Origin of the sequence: Nostoc sp. TCL240-02 (assembly GCF_013343235.1) — a bacterium.
Classification (GTDB): Bacteria; Cyanobacteriota; Cyanobacteriia; order Cyanobacteriales; family Nostocaceae; genus Nostoc.
In genome coordinates this window covers 3,618,680-3,637,430 of sequence record NZ_CP040094.1, presented here as the reverse complement: position 1 = coordinate 3,637,430, position 18,751 = coordinate 3,618,680, and the positions used below count along the sequence as shown (strand labels likewise).

Annotated in this window: 11 protein-coding genes; 1 reads left to right on the top strand and 10 read right to left on the bottom strand. The window is 42.3% G+C overall.

Annotated features, from left to right (window positions below; genetic code table 11):
* Positions 1 to 8 precede the first annotated feature (8 nt).
* The 6 genes from FBB35_RS15635 to FBB35_RS15610 form a co-directional block, all read right to left on the bottom strand.
* Positions 9 to 2,699 (bottom strand): ATP-binding protein, encoded by a 2,691-nt coding sequence (locus FBB35_RS15635; protein WP_217481717.1) that lies wholly within the window; start codon positions 2,697 to 2,699, stop codon positions 9 to 11.
* Complete coding sequence (locus FBB35_RS15630) at positions 2,696 to 4,534, bottom strand: response regulator (RefSeq protein ID WP_174710418.1); 1,839 nt, start codon at positions 4,532 to 4,534, stop codon at positions 2,696 to 2,698. Before FBB35_RS15630 ends, FBB35_RS15635 begins: the two co-directional genes overlap by 4 nt.
* A 120-nt stretch (positions 4,535 to 4,654) precedes the next feature.
* The gene (locus tag FBB35_RS15625; protein WP_174710417.1) at positions 4,655 to 6,418 is read right to left on the bottom strand and encodes a WD40 repeat domain-containing protein; all 1,764 of its coding nucleotides are present in this window, start codon (positions 6,416 to 6,418) and stop codon (positions 4,655 to 4,657) included.
* A gap of 412 nt (positions 6,419 to 6,830) precedes the next feature.
* Positions 6,831 to 7,226, bottom strand: coding sequence for a hypothetical protein (locus FBB35_RS15620; RefSeq protein WP_174710416.1), 396 nt, complete (start codon positions 7,224 to 7,226; stop codon positions 6,831 to 6,833).
* A gap of 410 nt (positions 7,227 to 7,636) precedes the next feature.
* Positions 7,637 to 8,497, bottom strand: a complete 861-nt coding sequence (locus tag FBB35_RS15615; RefSeq protein ID WP_174710415.1) for a sulfurtransferase — start codon at positions 8,495 to 8,497, stop codon at positions 7,637 to 7,639.
* A 229-nt stretch (positions 8,498 to 8,726) separates the two neighbouring features.
* Positions 8,727 to 9,179: a hypothetical protein gene (locus FBB35_RS15610; protein WP_174710414.1), complete on the bottom strand. Its 453-nt coding sequence runs from the start codon at positions 9,177 to 9,179 to the stop codon at positions 8,727 to 8,729.
* Positions 9,180 to 9,727: 548 nt separating this feature from the next.
* Here FBB35_RS15610 and FBB35_RS15605 point away from each other — a divergent pair.
* Positions 9,728 to 10,171 carry a DUF1499 domain-containing protein gene (locus tag FBB35_RS15605; RefSeq protein ID WP_254625952.1) on the top strand — a complete coding sequence of 148 codons (444 nt, stop codon included), beginning with the start codon at positions 9,728 to 9,730 and terminating at the stop codon, positions 10,169 to 10,171.
* Here the strand turns inward: FBB35_RS15605 and FBB35_RS15600 are convergent.
* The 4 genes from FBB35_RS15600 to FBB35_RS15585 form a co-directional block, all read right to left on the bottom strand.
* Positions 10,160 to 11,503 (bottom strand): response regulator, encoded by a 1,344-nt coding sequence (locus FBB35_RS15600; protein ID WP_174713657.1) that lies wholly within the window; start codon positions 11,501 to 11,503, stop codon positions 10,160 to 10,162. The two genes, FBB35_RS15605 and FBB35_RS15600, sit on opposite strands and share 12 nt — an antisense overlap.
* Positions 11,500 to 14,358, bottom strand: coding sequence for a CHASE2 domain-containing protein (locus FBB35_RS15595; protein ID WP_174710413.1), 2,859 nt, complete (start codon positions 14,356 to 14,358; stop codon positions 11,500 to 11,502). The genes FBB35_RS15600 and FBB35_RS15595 overlap by 4 nt, the downstream gene beginning before the upstream one ends.
* Before the next feature lie 197 nt (positions 14,359 to 14,555).
* Positions 14,556 to 15,542 carry a DUF928 domain-containing protein gene (locus FBB35_RS15590; protein WP_174710412.1) on the bottom strand — a complete coding sequence of 329 codons (987 nt, stop codon included), beginning with the start codon at positions 15,540 to 15,542 and terminating at the stop codon, positions 14,556 to 14,558.
* A 255-nt stretch (positions 15,543 to 15,797) separates the two neighbouring features.
* The gene (locus FBB35_RS15585; RefSeq protein ID WP_174710411.1) at positions 15,798 to 18,347 is read right to left on the bottom strand and encodes a CHAT domain-containing protein; all 2,550 of its coding nucleotides are present in this window, start codon (positions 18,345 to 18,347) and stop codon (positions 15,798 to 15,800) included.
* Positions 18,348 to 18,751 lie beyond the last annotated feature (404 nt).

Genomic DNA, 18,751 nt, shown 5'->3' with positions numbered 1-18,751 from the left:
GTCATTTGTCATTTGTCATTTGTCATTTTCCCCCACTTCCCCTGCCCCTCTGATCCCCTGCTCCCTGCCCCTCTGCCCCTCTGCCCCTCTGCTCCCTGCCCTTCTGCTCCCTGCTCTCCTGCATAATTTCCCGGTAATGGCAGAGTGAAGAAAAAGGTGCTACCGACACTAACAGTACTTTCAGCCCAGATTTGCCCACCGTGCTGATCAATAATACTACGACAGATTGCCAATCCCAAGCCTGTGCCGCCTTTGGTGCGAGAATCAGAAGCATCTACTTGCTGAAATCGTCCAAAGATTGTTTCTAACTTTTCTGCTGGAATGCCTCGTCCTTGATCGGTTATCTGGAACAAGACGCGATCTGTTTGCTGTTGGACACTCAGAGTAATAGTAGAATCGGCAGGCGAGAATTTAATCGCATTACCTAAGAGATTAGTGAGTGTTTGAACAATGGCATCAGCCGCCGCCCAAACTTGAGCATTGGTAGGGTGGATCTTAAAGGTAATATTTTGCTGATTGGCGATGCCTGCGGCGGGCTGCACCAACGCTTGCACTCCCGCTACTGCTTGTTGAATTAAATCAGCCGCATTGCAGGTTGTTTTTTCTAACAAAGTTCGATCCGACTCTAAGCGTTCCAAATCGAGAATATCGTTGACAAGACGCACTAAGCGATCGCTGTCGATGGCTGCAATCTCAATCATCCGCTTAAACTTGTCTGGTTTTTTGTCGTAGATCCCACTTTGTAGTAAACCCAGTGCTGCGCGAATTGCAGTTAAGGGAGTGCGGAGTTCGTGACTAACGATGCCAATAAACTCACTCTTGATCAAATCAATTTGCTGTAGTTCACTGATATCTTCGGCAATCCCAGCAATCCGAACTAACTCTCCTAGTTCATTTTTGATCGGAAATGCGCGATCGCGAATCCAACGGATTGAACCATCAGGACGGATAATTCGATATTTTTTATCGTATTGCCCTGTTCTCATCTGTTCAACGATTTCAAATTCGACGCGCTGGCGATCTTCTGGGTGAATTGCATCAAACCAATCTGAATAATTTTGGTAAAGACTTTCACAACTGTTTTGCCAGATGGTTTGGTATGCACTGCTCACATAAAGAACTTGCTGATTTTGAATATCGGTCATCCAAAACACTGCTTGGATATTTTCTGCCAACTGACGAAACTTTTCTTCGCTTTGGCGTAAAGCTTCTTCAGTTTGTTTGCGAATAGTAATATCTTGATGAACTGCAACTAGAACATCGCCGTAGTCGGGATGATTGAATATAGAAGTCGTCACACTACACCAAAACGGTGTGCCATCTTTTTTAAGATTATGGACTTCATAAGTGGCTTCACCATTTTGTAAGACGGCAGACACAATGGCTTGATTTACATTTTCACCAGTTAAGGATTCACTGGTATAGTTCACAATGGAAACATCCTGATCGTTGAGTTCACCAGATTCATAGCCAAACATCTGCTCAAATTTCGGATTGGCATAGACAATGATTCCATTATCGATTCTGACTAAGCAAATCCCTTCTGCCATATTTCGGGTGATTACAGCCTGAAGTTCTAGCTTATGCGCCTGTTCTAAAAGTATGAGCTGGGTTTGTTGCTGCTCTCGAACTGTTTTTTGCAGCCGATCGTTTGTATCTGTTAGTTGTGCAGTGCGCTCTAGCACCCGTTGCTCAAGTTCGGTATTCAGTTGTTGCAGGGCAACTTGTGCCTGTTTACGCTCCATCAGTTCTGTTTGTAACTGTTCAAATAAGGCTGCTTGCTGGATAGCAATGCTTACCTGCGCTCCTAACTGCCGCAACAGGACAATTTCTGAAGATTGCCACTCACGAGGAGCTGCACAGTGATGAGCTGCTAGTAATCCCCACAATTCATCTCCTAATGAAACAGGAACAACCAGATTTGCCCTTACCTGGAGACTTGCCAAAAATTCGACGTGACAGGGACTAATTCCGGCAGTATAAATATCAGCTTTCGCGGTAACTAAGCCTTGTTTAAAGGGTTCGACGTTCTCTTCACCAATGCAAGGGTCGTAAATCTGGAGTGGTAAAATCGCCATCCATTCCGGTACAACAGACTCAACCACGACTGTTCCACCCCAACCTGGATAAAATTGGAAGATAATGACGCGATCGCACTCAAGAAACTGCCGCACTTCATCAACGGTGGTTTGCAAGATATCTTGTAACTTGAGCGATCGCCGGATGCGCTGGCTCATCTCCATCACTAAACGTTGTTGCTCAAATTGCTGTTGCAGCTTTTCTTGTGCAAGCTTGCGATCGTCAAGAGTCATCCGCAATTGCTCGGCATTTTCCTGAGACAATTGTTGGTTGAGTTGTTGAATCTTCTTTGTGCTGTAGTTCAGATTGCCTGTTATCAGGTTAATTATCAAGGCAACCACTAGGAAAAGACCTAGGCGCAATATATCTTCTGGTTGATTAATCCCCAATTGATATCGCGGCAGGATAAAAAAATAATCAATCGCCAGTGTCGAAAGTATAACTGTAACGATCCCTGGTCGAAAGCCACCATACCAAGTACTGGCGACGATAGCTATATAAAAAAAAGCACCAATTATTGGAGAGATAAACGGTTCTAGCCAGAGCGATAGCATTAGAGCGATCGCAGTTGAGCCAATAGCGACACCATAGACTAATAATCGCTGATAATTTCTCATCATTCTTTACTTCTCCCTACCTGAGAGCGCCAGCGCGTTCTTTGAATACGGCTCAGTACCCTTGTCACAAGTTCAGGCCCTAGCACTGGCTTGCTAATGAAATCATCGGCTCCGGCAGCAAAGGCTTGCTGAAGGGATTCTGCTTCAGTATGGGCTGTTACTACCAAAATAGGTAAATCTCCCCAATGGACATCCTGTCGCACGACTTGGCATAACTCTAATCCATTAACTATTGGCATTTCTAAATCTAGTACTACCAAATCTGGAGATGTTGCCATCAAAACCTTCCAAAATTGCTGTGATTGGGAGAGAGTTATTACTTCCACCCCCCAAGGGGTTAGCAACGCCGATAGTCCAGCCAAGATTACAGGGTCATCGTCTACGATTAAGACTTTAGCTTCAGAAATTTTCGGTTGAGGTAGGACACGAGCGATCGCCTGAAAAATCTCCTCGGTTGTCGCAGGCTTATGCAAAAATTGTCTAGCTTTTAAACGCGATACTGCCAATCGATCTGCCAAGGTATCTCGTCCTGTAAAAACAATCACTGGGATATTTGGCGATCGCTGTGCAATCTCGCTCAATAATATTAATCCGTCTTCCTCTGTTCCCGGAAAACTCAAATCGAGTAAAACTGCGTCAGGAGTTTTTAAAGCTAGACGCGATCGGGCCGCGGCTAAGTTGGGTGCAACCTTCATCCTGATCCCCCATGAGTCGGCTTCTGCTTGCAACTGCTTTGTCAACGTCATATCATCATCGATTACTAACAGTCGATAAGTTTGCTTCATCGGGACAATGACAGCAGGCTTAGTTAATTCTTGCTGTAATTTTGTTACCAACTGCGAAAAATCAGAGATTTTATCTGCTGAGAGGAGGAAATCTGCAAGCAGCAAATGCTCTATTTTCCGTGCTAGCCGGGAGCCTTCTGGATAACCGAACGTTCCCATCGAACCTGCTAGCTTATGGGCTTCGTGCAATGCTTGCTGATGTAACTCTTTATTTAAATTCCTTTCCAAGAGTGCAGTTTTTGCCTGCTCCAGTACTACAACCTGTGCGCCAAAGGAATTACGAAATCGCTCCAGCACTCGATTAACAGAAGTTATATCTTTGGAATCGGGTTTTTTCTTCCCATCTTGATTTGTTTCCCCAACAGCGATAGAAAGATTAGGTACAGGCTTGATACGATAGCCCATACCATATACTGTTTCTAGAAATTCCTCTGTTAGACCTCCTGTTTTCAGTTTTTTTCGCAAGTCTTTAATATGAGTCGTAACTGCATTTTCAGTCGGTGCATCATCAAATCCCCAAAGCCGATCTAGAATCACTGCACGACTAAAGATGCGATCTGGATTTTGCAAAAATAACTCCAGCAGTTTGTATTCTGTTGCTGTAAGCAAAATTTCCTGCTCATTACAAGTTACTCTACCGGCACTTGGATCTAAACAGAGATTTCCCCAGGTTAACGTAGATGAATCACTCACTCCACTCCGCCGCAACAAAGACCGAATTCTTGCTAGTAATGCTTCCTGGTTAAAGGGCTTAATGACATAATCATCTGCTCCCGCATCTAACCCCGCTACAATATCTGCATTAGAATTTTTGCCTGTTAGCAACAGAATAGATTTACGGTAGCCTTGCTTTCGTAGTTGCCGACACAAGTTAATGCCATCCAGCTTAGGAATTAGCCAGTCCAGCAAAATCAAGTCATATTCAACCGATATTGCTAGGTCTAGACCAGTTTGTCCATTGCTTGCTACGTCTATAGTATAACGATTTGCACTCAACAACTCTGCCAATGCTGCACTAAGTAATACATCATCCTCTACCAACAAAATTTTCATAAGTTGCATCCAAAGAAGATGCTTATGACACCTTCGCGCTCGCAGCGCACACTATTTTCATAGTCAAGTCATTATGTAATTTTAATATTGCGATCACAATCAGCCCCTAATTATAAATTCTTAACTCCGTTGCCAAATTTTAATTGTCTTATCCAAACTCCCGCTAACCAACATCTCGCCAGAAGCTGTGAAGGCTAATGCTGTGACTATATTTCCATGACCTGTAAACGTACCCAGTAACTCCCCAGTTTGTAAATGCCATAATTTGATGGTTTTATCAGCACTACCACTGGCGATAATTTGTCCATCAGGACTTAGGGCGATCGCGTATACTCTATCTCTATGTCCTTTAAGTGTATGAAGTAATTCTCCAGTTTCCAATTGCCAAATTTTTATTGTTTGATCCCAGCTACCACTTACGAGCAGTTTAGCATCTGCACTGATTGCTAACGAACGAACGATGTGAGAATGACCCATGAGGGTGTGTAGAGGTTGTGCATCCTTTAAACTTTTGATCCCCGTCTGGGGTGAAGTTCGCCAGACTTTGATTTTACGGTAGCTACCTGTAACTATAGTTTCCCCGTCTCGGCTCAAAACCAGAGAATGAGCAGCTGTATCATCTAAAGAAAGTGCGATCGTAACCTGACGATGCATCAAATCCCAAAACAAAATTTTTCTGTCATCTCCGCCTGTAGCTAACATTCTGCCATCTGGAGTAAAGGCAGCACACCGCACTACGCCATTATGTTTATGCAAAATATCTATCAAGTCTAAAGCACCCACGTGCCAAAGTTTAATTGTGGAATCAGCACCGCAACTCACTAAAGTCTGTCCATCTGAACTAAAAGCCAGGGAATTCACTTCATCCACTAGCCCAGGTATCACCCAAGGATACTCTGATAATGTATCTATTAATTCACCCTTGCTTAAATCCCAAAGTTTCGTTTCTCCACGACTACCACTTGCCAATATGGGTAAGGCTTTACCATTCTTACACGCAAAACTGAAAGCTAGGCAATTAATACCTCTATTGTGCCCTTGTAAAGTTTGCCAGCATTCCCAGTCACCAACTATCCCTTTAAGGCAATGCTCTGATGGTAGAGTCTGTATTGTATCTGCGATCGCCTTCTCATTAATTACTGGCGACGTGTCTTTTTTGCCAATAAGTGATTCTAAATACCAACTCAGACCACCGGCATACAACAAGTTACTCGGACTTATATACAGTTTTGGTTCAGTGAGTTCAATTTGATTTGCAGGTAAAAATCCTGTAATTATACTCTGTCTTTCGTATCCTAACTGACCTGTTGATGGATAAAACAAACAGAGAAAAATTAATACTTGGTGATTTTTTAAATCTTCTTGAGTAACCGACCACCTAATTTTGTCTTTCTTAATACCATTAAAACTTTCTCCATCAGCAACATAAACTTGAACACTTAGCTGAGGATTATCTTTTAGTACATAAGAAAATTTGCTTTCGCCACACAAATTTCCCTCATCATCTAAAATAATATTTTGCAAAGTATCTTGTGATACCTTTTTTACCAACTTCCCCAAACGTTCAGCTATCACCAGGTCAACGATTTTTTCCCGCAAAAGATAATCTTCCGCTTGACGCTGGAAGTATTTGGGAAAAGGTATTGTCCAGTCGGGAGGCTCAGGATATTCAGGTGGCGTAGGCGGTGGATTTTTGGCAAGAACTTCTGCTTGTTGGCGAGAAAATTCTTGGAGTCTGGCCAATGGTTCGCCCCAAAAAGCCATCATTTCAGTGTGACAACCCTTGACTTGACTTTCCAATAAAGATAAGTCATAAGTTTTAGGTTTCTTCACACGTTGAAGGAAGTCAGCTTGTTGAAATTTAAGTAAGCTAATCCAATCCATCTGCATTCCTGCGGCAAACTATTGCATACCTACGGTAAGCTATACCAATGCAATTACTCAAGTTTATAACCTTAGTTAATTAAAAATTCAGTAATGTCAGCAGTCTAATAAAACACAGCCATTGGCAGATGTTTCCGGGAAAAATAGAGATGGATAGCACTTAGACATTTCATGAACTGATGCAGTTGAAGTATATAGAATTAAATGATGTCAGTCAATTCTAACGAAGATGGACAACAAGATACTGTTTCTAAGGAAACACTTCTAGCTGTGAAGGAAAGTTTAAAGTGAAAAGCATTTTATAGGTTGCGGCAACGTTAAGTCAACAAATGCCCCCACTAAAATGACTTAGTAACGATTATTTTCGGGTATATCATCTCAAATTGGCATAAATGGTGAAGATTAGCTAATTTTAACCTTTGCGTTTTGGTTGTCTGGGTATAGTACTTACATCAGACGAGTCACCAAAAGTATCTCTTGCCTCAATCTGTTTAATTTTCATTTGCAAGTTCAAGTCATCACTGCTAACAATTGTTTCTAAATTCGCTAATCTCCGCTCTAAAAGTTCTATTTGCTGCTGTTGCAAATAGTTAGCTTTTGATTTTTGCTCATCAGAACGCCAAACAGCAACTGTACCAACTGCTGCACCACCAATAGCAACTAAAGGAAGAATAGCACCACTTCTAGTAACGGCTGAGAGTGGGACGCAAACTCCGAGAATGGCAACTGTAATTACCCAAATTCTTGTGGTGGCAGATAATCTGACATCTTGGTATTGTTCTACATTTGGTTGAGATTTTTTAGCCATAAGTCTATCCAAAGACAAGTTATTTGCTAGATTGGCACAATTGCCCACCAAAATACTTCCTACAATTGGGTTAAGTATAATTGCTCTACTAACGATGACTGAAGAGGCAGGGGAGCAGAGGGAAGGGGCAGGGGGAAGGGGGAAGGGGGAAGGGGGAAAGATATTTAAATTACCCTGCTACAAGGGTTTGAGAGTAAGTAAATTTATTTATAAGTAAAAATTTTATTATGCCTACGGCACGTTGTGCGAACGAGACGCAAGGCGCGAGAAATAATGCGTTGTTGTTTCAGCCCCTCCATTTATGTATGGGGTTCTCTCCCCTGCCCCTTTTCCCCCACCACCAATAAGTGTGTTATTTCCAGTGGAGTAAGCGTCAAGTACATAACAGTAAGAAGCCGAGTTTGCAATGTCTACACGCTCATTACCCTGCTATCAATGGGTAGGGAAAAATCACGAGACCATTCATTCCAAGAGCCAAAATAATTTCTAGCAGAAATTCCTACTTGTTCAAGGGCTATTAATGTATTAGCAGCCCTTGAGCCTTTAAAGCAGTAAATATACACAATTGACTCCGAAGTAATACTTACTGACTGACAAATTTCTCGGATTTCATCTGGCGATCGGAACATGGGGATTTCCGATTCGGAATTCATCAGATGATGCCATTCTAACCATACAGCGTTAGGGATTCTACCTTTGCGAGGACAAAAGTCAGGATTGTAGGGAGAAGAACTCAGTCCAAGCCATTCGTTGCGATCGCGCACATCTAATTTAATAATTGCTGGATTATCAATTGCTTGCAACATCTCGGCGGTAGTCACCATCATCTCAGTGTTGGGATGCAATATAAATATGCTGCTTTCACATAATGGTACTTCATCGGTAGTAGGTAATCCCTCTGTCAGCCATGCTCTATATCCTCCGTGTAAAATAGATACCTCAGCACAACCCAAATACTTCAGTAAAAAAGCTGCTCGACAAGATTGACCATAACCTTTATTTAAAGTATCCTCATAGACAATTAATCGTTCCGCACCCGATATTCCCAGCTTGCTCATAATTCCTGCAAAATACTCTTGTAATTCCTTTAATCCTGCTGGGTAGGAACTCTCTAAAAGATAGGTGAAAAAATCTCTAATATTTATGGATTGAGGAATATGAGAAATAGCATAATCTTCGGGAGTTCGTGTATCGATAATGACAGCTCGTGATGACTTTTCTGCTAATATGAACGTGAGTTCTTGAGGAGAAATGAGGACTTTTGTATTCACAATTTCATGCTTCTGCTATTCTACCATTAGGCATTATCGCGCTCGGTAGATTTGCATTTTGAAATGGAAATCACAGAAGAATGAATGTTGAATGTTACAAAATAACTTTTGTCGTTGGTTGTTTTAAAACTGATTCAATCAAGTTAAAAAAATATGGATATTGAATATTGATTCAAAATTTTTCAAAATCAAATTTATAATAAAGCTTAAAATACGGGTTTAATAAAATCTACAAACGTGAACTTTCTAATTGTATTTGTGATTTATTAGACCTGTTATGTATTTGCATCCATTTAAAAGCAGTGATATTTAATAATAAACCCACAAAAAATAACAACACCATTAAGGCTATCTGATACCAGAGAACTGGCTGGACAAATAAATCTAAAATCACGTGTAGTAAGTTCATGATGCTGTAAAAGACAGTTAAGCCAAAATGAATGATTCGATAACGCTTTGAATCGGTAAAAGTAGTGAAAATAATTGCCAGCATTGGTAGCACAAAAAAGCCTAACATCAACCACATAATTCCAGAAATATCGTTAATAGTTGTAGCTTTTTGAGATTCAATAACAGATAAACCGTGAAAAAGCGGCATTAAACCCAGTTGTGTATGAAACAATGTTCCTAGTAGAAATACTGCCCAAAGAGCAATGATTCTTTCCCGATAATTAATTGCCATAACTATAATTGATTCTAAAATTATTGTGTAATTGTCTAACTTTCAATTTATATCAAGAATTTGAGTAACTTGTGAAGTTAAGCAAACTTGATAAATTTGCGTCCTTCTTGTGGTTCAAGGCTTACAATTCGCAGTTAGCATTAGCGACGCAGACCGAGCAAACAGCATTTCTATAATTGTGTGGCGGTATTTTTGCAGGCGCTCGCCTCGCTATACTACATATCTTCGTGTCAAGGGTCAAAAGTCAAGCTTTTTGGATTTTTGACTTTGGGCGATTTTTGCGAAAAAATGATACTTGCGTAAGACCTCAGAATTAGTTTTTAACTTCTGGAATGCGCTGTGCTTTCAGTTACATATAAAGAGTTTGAGGAACTTGTGAAGTCCATTGGTCATTTATTGTTTGTCATTGGTGAGTGTTTCAGGTATATTTATGTTTCTTAACAAGGAGTAAATAGATCATGTTCCGTCTGCTAAAAACATACCCCTTTCCTACGGAACGCTCCGTGAACAGGGAAATGAGGTACGTGCAGCGACTTCTCTGGAGTATTATGTTTGTAATATTCTTTAGCCTGACTAGCAGCTTCATACTTCCTGCTGCTACTTGGGCTGCCACATCTGACTTGGGAGTTGACAATATTCATCTTGCTCCCTGTCCGCCTTCTCCGAACTGTGCTGTCAGTCAAGATGCTGATTCTCAACATAGCATTGACCCGATCGCCTACCATGTAGACCTCAAGACAGCACGAGCAACTTTACTCAAAGTTCTTAGTGTAGTTCCACGTACAGAGGTTATCCAACAGACAGATAATTACATCCATGCTCTTTCTAAGAGTCGGATATTCCAATTTGTGGATGATGTCGAGTTTTATTTCCCTGCTAATGAGTCAGTAATTCATCTGCGTTCCGCATCACGTCTTGGAGACTCAGATTTTGGTGTAAACCGTAGACGCTTGGAGCAAATTCGTCTAGCACTACGCGATTTAAAAATTTGATTTGTGTTTTCTAGTAAGGGCTTCTACTGAAGTTGCTAGAGTAATAATAAACTTCGTTCCTTGACCAGAGGTTGATAAGCAGTTGATTTGTCCATTGTGTTTATCGATAATAATTTGGTAGCTAATAGCTAATCCTAGGCCAGTTCCTTTTCCCACAGCCTTAGTTGTAAAAGATGGCTCAAAAATTCTCGCTTGCACTTCAGGAGGCATACCAAGAGCGTTATCTTCGATGCAAATTGTCACGGTTTGTTGCTCATGCTGGATTGATGTAGCGATCGCGATCGTGTGAGGGATAGCTGCTGCTATCTCCTCAACTGAGCGGTTTTGATAGAGGTCATCAAATGCATCAATGGCATTGGCGATAATATTCATAAATACCTGATTCAGTTGTCCAGGATAGCAGGTGATTGGAGGTAACTCACCATATTGTTTGACAACCTCGATTACAGGGCGTTCTCCTTGGTCTTTGAGTCGATGTTTTAATAGCATTAAGGTACTATCAATTCCTTCATGAATTTGGAACTCCACCATAGATGAGATATCAGATCGAGCAAAGGTTCTTAGAGAAAGGCTGATATCCTTCAGACGACCAATTCCTTGATCCATTGATCCCAGAATTTTTGGTAAATCTTCAACTAGATACTCTAAGTCAATTTCTTCAACAAGTTCTTCAATTTCTGGGTCTGGATGTAGTAGCTTTTGCTGTTGGAGATTCACCAAACGTAGGAGATCCTTGACATATTCCTCAATATGAGAGCAATTTCCACTAATAAAACCAATCGGGTTATTAATCTCATGACCTATCCCTGCAATAAGTTGTCCAAGGGTGGACATTTTCTCACTCTGGATTAGTTGTAGTTGGGTGTTTTGTAACTGTTGAAGAGATTGGGTTAATTCTGCGGTGCGTTCTTGCACTCTTTGTTCGAGGGTACGGGTAAGATAGGAAATTTTCAAATGTAATTTTAATCGAGCAATGACTTCTTCTTGCTGGAAGGGTTTGGTAATGTAGTCAACTGCACCAATTTCCAGTCCTTTCACTTTGTCTGTGGCATCGGCCAAGGCAGTCATAAAAATGATCGGAATATTCTGAGTCATGGAATTGGCTTTCAACCTGCGGCAAGTTTCAAACCCATCAATACCCGGCATCATAACATCCAAGAGAATGAGATCGGGAGCAGAGTATTCTGTTTGTTCAATGGCAGATTCTCCATCGGTTGCCATGAGGGTTTTCCAGCCACATCCCTGAATCGCTTCTGATAGCACTTTCAGATTGTTGGGATTGTCATCTACCAAAAGGATATGCATTGGCTTCAAAAGAGGTTCGATCATTATTGACGTGACTCAGTGATTACAAAAGATTTAAGGAACTTACGGATTTTTCCAGTTTGGAAGTTGGCAGTAAATTGGCTCAACTCATTTGCGAAAGGAGTTAGTTGACTGTCTTGCTTAATTAACTCTTTTATAATTCCCTCAATTGCCTGAATATCTCCCATCATTGCTAGATGATAAAGTTGTTGTAAAACATCCTGTGATGGCAAAATCAATTCAGTATTAGCTTTTTGTTCAGTCTGGTAAGATAACTTTTGAGATGTAGGCTGAGTATAAATCCACTCTACTTTTAGCAGCGATAGGTTCGCTGCTGCCTCGAAGGCAGAACGCAGTGCATTAAATAGTTCATCAATTTGCAGAGGTTTTGGTAAGAATGCTGTGGCCCCTGCCTGAAAACTTCGTTGCCGATTTTCCTCGAAGACGCTGGCACTAGAGACAATAATTGGAATAAAACGAGTTTGTGGATTTTCTTGTAAATGAACCATTAGCTCAAAGCCATCCATGTTAGGCATAGCTAAATCAAGGAGAATCACATCCGGTTGATGTTCAGTTACCATCTGTAGTGCATATTTGCCATCGCTTGCTTCCAAGGTTTGACAGCCAATTTCTTGGAGCAAACTGATCAACATAGAACAGTGGTTAGTATCATCATCGACAATGAGAATTTGAGGTGCAGTACCCCGAATCCCGGTGATTTTTTGATGGGTTAGAGCTGATGCTACACCCGTTGTAGGTATCGTTTCTATCTGCCAGTCATGGGAAACTGGTACTGTTACGATCAAATCTAGCCAAAAGATACTACCTTCACCCAGATGACTCTGTACTTGAATTTGGCTGTCCATCAATGCCGCAATTCTTTGACTGATTGCTAATCCCAAACCAGTACCTTCAGATTTCCGCCCTGCTTCACCTACTTGCTCAAAAGCCAAAAAGATTTTCTCTAATTGGTCTGGTGACATCCCAATACCTGTATCTTCAATCTGGAAGCGAATCTTCTGATGTGTCATTTGTCCATTGTCATTTGTCATTGGTTTCAATTCTTGATCAATGACCAATGACGAATGACTCATGACATCTACTTTGAAGGTGACGCTACCGGTGTCTGTGAATTTGATAGCATTACCTAGTAAGTTGATCAAAACTTGCCTTAGTCGCTTTTCATCCACTTCAATGGCAACTGGTAGGCGATCGCTGATTAAAATATTAAATGAAATGCCTTTCTGTTTTGCTCGGATACTGCAAATCTCGGAGACACCATGTAAAAAAGTGTGCAGATGTACATTAGTCGTAACCAATTCTAATTTACGAGCTTCAATTTTTGAAAGGTCGAGAATATCATTGATTAGCATCAGCAGGTGTGTCCCACATTGGTAGATAATGCTGACACCTTCCAGATTTTTCTCTGTCATGTTTGGCGATACTTCTAGCACCTGAGCAAAACCAAGGATGCCATTAAGCGGTGTGCGTAGTTCGTGACTCATATTTGCCAAAAACTCGCTCTTTGCTTCGTTAGCAGCATCAGCAGCTTGCTTGGCCTCAAGCAGTTCATGAGTTCGCTCTTCAACTTTGAACTCCAGAGTTTTGGAATAATCTAATAGTTGAGAATTGGCAATTTCTAGTTGCTGATTCGTTTCTTCTAATTGCCTTTGTTTATAGGCATTAGTTGTTGCAATTACACTGCTGATGAATGCGGCTAAAGCAGGTGTGACTGGAATCAAAATGCCATGTAAAAACATCCCATAGCCACCCCCCACAAACATGCCACAGATGCCTATAGTTGCCCAGAGAATTTTGCCACCAGGAATCCGCAACCTGCGACTGGATAAGAACCAACTACCACTAGAGCCGATCGCAGACCATAAAATAATCCAGAGCGACACAGCCCCTCCAGAAAAGCCGTACAGGTTTGTCTTCCCTGTTTTTGCCCCTAGCACCAGTTGATGGGCAATATTGGCATGGACAACAACCCCAGGCATCGTTTTTTGGGCAGAGATCCAGGAGGAACTGAAGGGTGTGTTGAAGAAGTCATTGGTACTAGCGGCGGCTGATCCAATAAACACCATCCGATCACGCATTAGGTTGGCTGGAATTCTCCCTGCTAAGACATCGCGCATGGCAACTGTCCGAAATGCCGCATCTGTTCCATGCCAATTGAGGAGAATTTGATAGCCGCCTAAATCAGCATCGGAGTAGCCTGCTTCTTGATTGTTTAGTGGTAAATAAATTGCTTTACCCAACTGAAATTTTTGCTGCTTAGGATCAATGCTTTCTAAGGTAATTTTGTCGGTTTCTAGGTACTTGAGCGCTACAAGAGTTGCTAGCCCAGCTTTGAGCGTGTTTTGCTCTTTGGCATCTACTGCCGTCAGGAGGGCGCGACGGACAAAGCGATCGCCATCCAACACCAAATCTGCTAATCCTACTTGATTAAGTTTCTTCAACTCCGGTGCAGGATTGACTCGCTCTCCGGTGATTTTCTCAACACCGATTAAATTAGGAGTGCTGCGGAAGATTTTTACAAGTTCTTCATGTCCGCTTCCCTCTGGTAAATCTCGATAGAGATCCAATCCGATAGCTCTGGGTTGCTGCGCCCGAATCTTTTCTAGTAATTTTGCTAATGCCCAATCTGGAATTGGCCATTTACGCACCGATTGGATATCGCGCTCATCGATTGTGACAATCACAATTTCATCCGCGATTGTCTCCTGCGATCGCTGACGAACCCATTCATCACGAATTTTCCATTCAGGCAAATTGAAAAATCCCAACGATTGCCCGACAATGACAGTCAGGGCAACAGTGGGAGTAATAATCAAAACGCTACGAGTCTTTTGGATAAAGGTCTGGAATCTGCGCCACATGGTGAATGGGGAGTAGGGAGTAGGGAGCAGGGAGTAGGGGGCAGGGGAGCAGGTGGTCACTGAGCGTAGCCGAAGTGGAGCAGGGGGGGAATTAATTCGTAACTCCTAACTCTTCACTCAGCACTCTTCACGGGCTAAACGCCCCGCTACCGCTAACAGCACTCGGAACTGTTTTGCCCGATGCTCCATGCCTAAAATTACTTCGTAGATACTAATAAGGGAGCTGTGATAATCTCCTTCAAGCTAACTGAGGAGAGTAGTTCTTCCCATTGCTTATTAAAAGTTACATTGCTCGGTTGAGTGCTATGTAGGGCTGCAAGTGTTTCCACGCAGTCATACCAAATGCCATGTTTACCAAAAGCCGCCGCCCGCTTCAGAGAATCTTTTTGCTCCATTGCTGTTGTCAGTTCAGCATTAGGCTTGATGCGCTGAATCCAACCATCGACATAAGGCGTATTTGGGCCGAGCTGTCCATCAAGTTTGACAGCTAGAAACCAATGGTAGTTTTTTCCAACTGCTAAAGTGGGTGCTTCGGCTGGTAATTTGACAGCAATTACCCCAGCTTTGAGAGTAACAGGAATGGTCATTTGATACTGTGTATTGCCAGCTTCATCCTTGAGGCTGAACACAGCTTCTTCTGCATTAGAAGCAGGAAGATATACCAGAATTGTGGGACGTTCAGACACTGTTGTGCCATAAAAGCTTTGGGGTAGGAGCGCAATTAAGGCTGCTGGGCCTTTTGTACCTACAGTTGAAGGATTTAAGTAGTAAGTACCAACCCGAGAAGCTCCTCCACTTGCCTGTTGAGGAGCGTTTTTCTCTGCGCTAGGTGTAAAGAGTTCGCCTCTAGAAGCTCCTCCGGTTGCTTGCCTGGGAGTGCCTTTACCAGCATTAGGTGTAAAGAGGTCGCCTCTGGAAGCTCCTCCAGTTGCTTGCCTGGGAGCGCTTTTGCCGGCACTGGGTGTAAACAGACTACCTCTAGAAGCTCCTCCAGTTGCTTGGCTGGGAGCGCTTTTGCTAGAAGCAGGGATAAAGAAATTACCACGGGAAGCTCCTCCGGTTGCTTGGCTGGGAGCGCCATTGTTGATTGGTGGGGTAAATGTAACAGCATTGGCACTATTCAATGTAGTACTAGTGAATAGAGCGATGACGCTTAATGCGCTAGCTAAATATCGACGTTTCATGACGTAGCACCTCATTTGAGAAAAGTAATACTAAATACATTGATTTTGATTGTGGGAAAAAGCTGGATAAATCTTTTCGGCTCAGAGTCAAAGGCTTCAATACCTATTAAAAATATAAACGAAACCTGACTTTTATACCGTAAAAGTTTGTACGAATTACTAAAGTGTTATTAAGTAAAGTTACTTAGTTCAAAAGAGATGCAGAAAATAGAGCGAAGCTTGCGGTTTAAATCCCTCACTAAATCTACTTCCTCTTTACAGCCAGTTACCAACCAAAACAAAGGCAGACCAAAAGAAAGGATCGTGGAAATCAGTTTGACGGATTAAGTTGATTTGGGCTTGTCGCAATGCTTCAGCTTTGGTAATTTTAGGCTGTCGCAATTGCTCATAGAAGCGCGTCATCAGCATCTCGGCTGCTTTATCTTTAACTGGCCAGAGAGTGGCAATGGTTGAGCGGGCACCAGATTTGACAGCCAAGCCTGCTAGTCCAAGAACGGCGCGATCGTCACCTGTTGCTGTATCGCAGGCACTCAGTACTAGCAACTCAATTGCTTTCGATGACTCGCCACCGCGATTTTTGAGAAGTTCTGACAATTCCTTAACGTTGACTTCTCCATCCCAAGTCAGTAGGAAGGTATCTTCAAGGCGGGAACTAAACTGTCCGTGGGTTGCCAGATGGACAATATCGGCGCTACTAGATTTGACGTGACTGGCAAGGGCTTGACTAGTGAATTGCTGGTTGAGCAACATCGAAGATCGGACTGCCTTCGAGATTTGCTTAACTTCTAATTCTACAGCAGGCAAAGCACTGAAGCCATTACGAGATTGGCTGATACCGCCGACGATCGCATTAATGTCATTTGGTTGGAGCGATCGCGCACTCATCAATTGCATTCCCGGTGAGAGGGCAACAGCATACTTTTCGATCAGATATTGCTTCCCGTCATACAAAGCTGATATAGGAATATTACGTAATCGACCATCTAAAACAAATACTAGTGTTTGGGTATCTTTGAAAGCTTGATCCATTTCGGCAGGACGAATTAACCAACTATAAATTTCTTGGGACAAGCGATCGCGCTCTTTGGAGTTGGAGACAGGATTTAAGGCAACTAAGAATTTTTCTAGAGTTTGTTCGATGTCGGCAATAGATTTTTGTGTCACATAGTAACGCAACGGTTGTCCGGTTTTGGAAAGGATTACCGCTAGGCGATCTGGCAAGATAATCGGATAAACAACGGTTGCATTGGGGTCAATTTTGTCAATCTGCTGAGATATATCTAAACAAGCTTCCCGGAAAAAGTTATCGAGTTCTGCAACTTGGAGTGCCTCAATCAAGTCACGAGCTTTCATTAGTTCTACTTGACTGGGTTGCTGATCTAGGAGTAAACCTACAAGTTCTCGGTAAACAGGCTCCACACTTTCACGGAAGGAGAACTGAACATCGGGGTTGACTGAAACTAAATCTCCCCTGATTGACTTTAAAGCTTTGACCGCTTCAGTATAAGCAGTAATTGCTTCTGGGCGATCGCCCTGTTCTTTATACAACTGTCCCACCTGCCAAGCAGATTGAGCAATGATATCCTCAGCTTGGAGTTGACGCGCAATGTTGAGGGATTTCTGAGTTAACTCCTGCGCTTGTGATAACTGCTGTGTACGACGATAGAGTTTTCCCCACTGATGCAGTGCGTAAGCTTCTGCTTGAGCATCCTGGATTTGCTGTGCAGACTTGACTGTAACTGCCATGAGTTGCGCCAGGTCTTTAAGTGGTATGATTTGGTTAAAATTTGACTGCCGATTCAGTGAAGCAACAAAATTGATCGCTGCGTAGAGAGAGGTGTGACTTGGGGGTAGTTCTCCAAGTTGTTGTAGTAATTGAGGTGCGAGTGAGGTAGCCAACTCAGGCTTGTCGTAGTCGAGAAAAAGCTTAAACTTAGCTAAACGTGCCTGTAAGCGATCGCTTGGATTTGTAGTTAGTTGTTCTGCTTGTTCAAAGTAATCTAACGCCGCCTCTGGATCTTTTAAGTCTGCGGCAGTTTTTCCTAAGCTTAGTAAAATGGAACTCAATTGAGATGTAGCTTCAATTTTACGAGCGATCGCCAAACTTTGCTCCAATACCTGTCGACTCTTGCCATCGCCAATCATCAGCAGGGCTAAACCAAGCGATCGCAGCCCACTAACTTTAATTTCTGAATCTGGCATTGCTCCTAAATTTTGATTCAGCGTCTCCAACTGCTGTTTAGAACGACGATAAAATCCCAAACTTTGTAAAGCTTGTGCCTGGTTAATTTGACTACCCAAGCTACCCATTTTGTCGCCTGCTTGCTCATAATATTTTTGAGCTTGTTGCCAATTTTCAAGGGCAATTTCGGCTTTACCATTGTGCAATTGCAAATTTGCTTGGGTATTGAGTACCTGTGCCCAGAGAATTGCATCAGCAGAGGGAATAGAGGTTTGCAACAGTTTCAAGCTTTGCTCAATCGACTCTTCGGCTGCTTTCCATTGGTTAAGTTCTTGTTGTGCCAGTGAAAGGTAACTTAAGCTAAGGGTTTCGTTCTGGCGATCGCCTTGAGTATGGTACTGTTGTGCTGCTGTTTGCCAAACCATCACAGCTTCTGCAAAGCGTCCTGAACGGTATAGGTTTCGTCCCTGTTCTATCTGGTTAGTGGATGCTAGGGCATTCAGAGTAAATTTTGCTGATACTTGCACAGATGCTCTAGCAGGAGTGTTAGTCACTGCCAAACACAAGCTCAAAATACTTAAACCAATATATAGCCAACGATGTTCTTTAATTGGGAAAGCCATAAATAATTACTAATAGTCACAACACTCACTTAAATATTGCCCAACTGCTCGTGTAATCTATCATTTCCAGCTTCCACCGAGCGTTATTTGTTGAGCGATCGCATAAAATGTAAATACTCTACTGTGTTATTCTGCGCGGAAATCGCCGCGATCTTCAGCCCTAAAAAAGCCGTGCTGTACTAGCTAGCGTAAATTCAGCTAACATGTCAATTAACTAGACAAGTGGAGGCGTTCATGAATTGCTCCTATTTGAGGTCTAAATTTTTGACTAATCTTATTGTGCGATCGCTAACGACGATCTGGCAGCCATGCGTGGCATCCCGTCTTTCTAAATAATTACGATCTGGGCATCCTTAATCTTCACTGCTTCAAATTGAATTCCTTCTTATGACATATATATTGTT